General features: G+C 60.0%; 2 protein-coding genes. Both read left to right on the top strand.

Features of this window, described 5'->3' with window-relative positions; translation table 11 throughout:
- The first annotated feature begins 193 nt into the window (after positions 1–193).
- Positions 194–1,720 carry an IS21 family transposase gene (istA, locus tag BN77_RS28575; protein WP_081593627.1) on the top strand — a complete coding sequence of 509 codons (1,527 nt, stop codon included), beginning with the start codon at positions 194–196 and terminating at the stop codon, positions 1,718–1,720.
- Between the two features lie 11 nt (positions 1,721–1,731).
- Complete coding sequence (gene istB / locus BN77_RS28570; RefSeq protein ID WP_007539334.1) at positions 1,732–2,469, top strand: IS21-like element ISRel16 family helper ATPase IstB; 738 nt, start codon at positions 1,732–1,734, stop codon at positions 2,467–2,469.
- The last annotated feature ends 126 nt before the right edge of the window (positions 2,470–2,595 follow it).

Raw genomic sequence — 2,595 nt, 5'->3', positions numbered from 1 at the left:
TTGCAGATTCCGAGGCAATCCGCCCCCGCATTCCGAAATGATGCCGCCCCCAATTCCGAGAATTAACCGCCCCCTTGTTCCGAGATGATGCCGCCCCCTGATTGGGGTGTTTGTCGGGGTGTCCTGCTGGTGAGACGTTCTTCCTTTCAGTTGCTGGAGAGGAAGGAACGCGATGCCAGCGGAGAGACTAAAGATGCGGCGTGTCCGCGAGATTTTGAGATACCGATTTGAGGACGGCCTTGGCCACAAGTTGATTGCGGTGCGCGTTGGAGCGGCCCCGTCGACGGTGCGCGAGACGTTGCGCCGTTTGGAGCGTGCCGGGCTTTCCTGGCCTTTGGGCGACGATGTCAGCGATGCGATGTTGGAAGCGGCTCTCTATAAGGCTGCCGGCACGAAGACCGGTCACCGTCGCAGTGCCGAGCCGGATTGGGCGCATGTTCATCGCGAACTGAAGCGCAAGCATGTGACGCTGCAGATCCTCTGGGACGAGTATATCGGCCTTCATCCCGATGGATATCGCTACAGCCGCTACTGTGATTTGTATCGCGCTTGGGCGGTGAAGCTGCCGGTGACGATGCGCCAGGATCATGCGGCTGGCGAAAAGCTGTTCGTCGATTATGCCGGCGACACGGTGACGGTGGTCGTCGACAGATTGTCGGGAAAGACGCGACAGGCGCATCTGTTCGTTGCGGTGTTGGGGGCATCGAGCCTGTCATTTGCACACGCCCGCTGGAGCGAAACACTTCCCGACTGGATTGAGTGCCACCTGCTGGCGCTTGAAGCGTTTGGTGGCGCGCCGGCATTGCTTGTCCCTGACAACGCCAAAGTGGCCGTGATCAAGGCCTGCCATTTTGATCCGCAGGTCAATCGCACCTATGCCGGGATGGCAGCTCACTACGGAAGCTCGGTTCTTCCGACGCGACCACGCCGGCCGCGGGACAAGGCGAAAGTGGAGGCAGCGGTTCGCATTGTCGAGCGCTGGTTGCTTGGCCGAATGCGCCACCGCGTCTTCTACAGCCTTGCCGACGTCAATGCGGCAATCATCGAATTGCTCGCCGATCTCAACGACACCCGTGTTCTGCGCCGTGTCGGGCGCACAAGGCGACAGTTGTTTGAAGAGATCGACTATCCGGCCCTGCGGCCGCTTTCCGTCGAACGATACGTCTTTGCTGAATGGAAGATACGCCGGGCTGGGCTCGATTATCATGTCGATATCGATAAGCACTATTACTCCGTGCCCTATCGTTTTGCCCGTGAGCAAGTCGAGGCACGCATCACCGCCAATACCATCGAGATCTTCCACAAGGGCGAGCGCATCGCCGCCCACAGGCGTTCGAGTGGCAATGGCAAGCACACGACAACGCCCGAGCACATGCCATCCTCCCATCGCCGCTTTGCCGACTGGACGATCGAACGTATCAGCCGCGAAGCATCGGCAATCGGATCGGACGTTGCATTGCTCTGCGAGCGTATTCTCGCTGATCGGCCGCATCCGGAACAGGGCTACAGAGCCTGCCTAGGCATTATCCGCCTCGTCAAAGCATTCGAACGCGAGAGGGTCAATGCGGCCTGCAGCCGAGCATTGGAAATCGGCGCTCGAACCTATGGATCGGTGCGCTCCATTCTCGACAATCACCTCGACCGATCTTCGTCATCAAGCCCAGCATCACCCGAGCCGATCAATCACTCCAACATCCGCGGCCCCCGCTATTACCACTGAGGAGACGACATATGCTTGCACATCCCACCCTTGATAAATTGAATGCCATGGGCCTGACCGGCATGGCCAAGGCGTTCAACGAACTGATCAGCAACGGCGAGAGCGAACAACTCTCCCATGCCGAATGGCTCGGGCTGCTGCTCGAACGAGAATGGAGCTCGCGCCACGATCGCAAGCTTGCCGCCCGTCTGCGGTTTGCCAAACTGCGCCACCATGCCGTGCCCGAGGATGTCGACTACCGCAGCGAGCGCGGTCTCGATCGGGCGCTGTTCATGAAGCTGATCGGCGGCGACTGGATCGATGCCCACGACAACCTCGCGATCTGCGGGCCATCTGGCGTCGGAAAAAGCTGGTTGGCCTGTGCGCTCGGGCACAAGGCCTGCCGCGATGATCGCTCGGTTCTCTATCAGCGCGTGCCGCGGCTGTTTGCCAATCTTGCTCTCGCTCACGGCGATGGCCGCTATGCCAGGCTGCAGCGGACCCTCGGGCACGTCCAGCTCTTGATCCTCGATGACTGGGGTCTGGAGCCGCTCAACGAACAGGCGCGCCACGACCTTCTGGAGATCCTTGAGGATCGCTACGGCCGCCGCTCGACAATCATTACCAGTCAGCTTCCGGTATCAGCCTGGCATGAGATCATCGGCAACCCAACCTACGCCGATGCCATCCTCGATCGCCTCGTTCATAACGCCCATCGCATCGACCTATCCGGGGAAAGCTTGCGGCGAAATCAGCGCCGGAAATCTTGACTCGCTACACGAATGAACTGACAACAATCACTGCCAGCAGGACCCCAGCCTCAGGGGGCGAGATCATCCCGGAATCCGGGGGCGCAATCATCTCGGAACAAAGGGGCGGCTTCATCGGAATCGGCA

Origin of the sequence: Rhizobium mesoamericanum STM3625, from assembly GCF_000312665.1 — a bacterium.
Taxonomy (GTDB): Bacteria; Pseudomonadota; Alphaproteobacteria; order Rhizobiales; family Rhizobiaceae; genus Rhizobium; species Rhizobium mesoamericanum.
The sequence above is the reverse complement of the archived record's forward strand: the minus strand, read 5'-3'. Positions and strand labels throughout refer to the sequence as shown.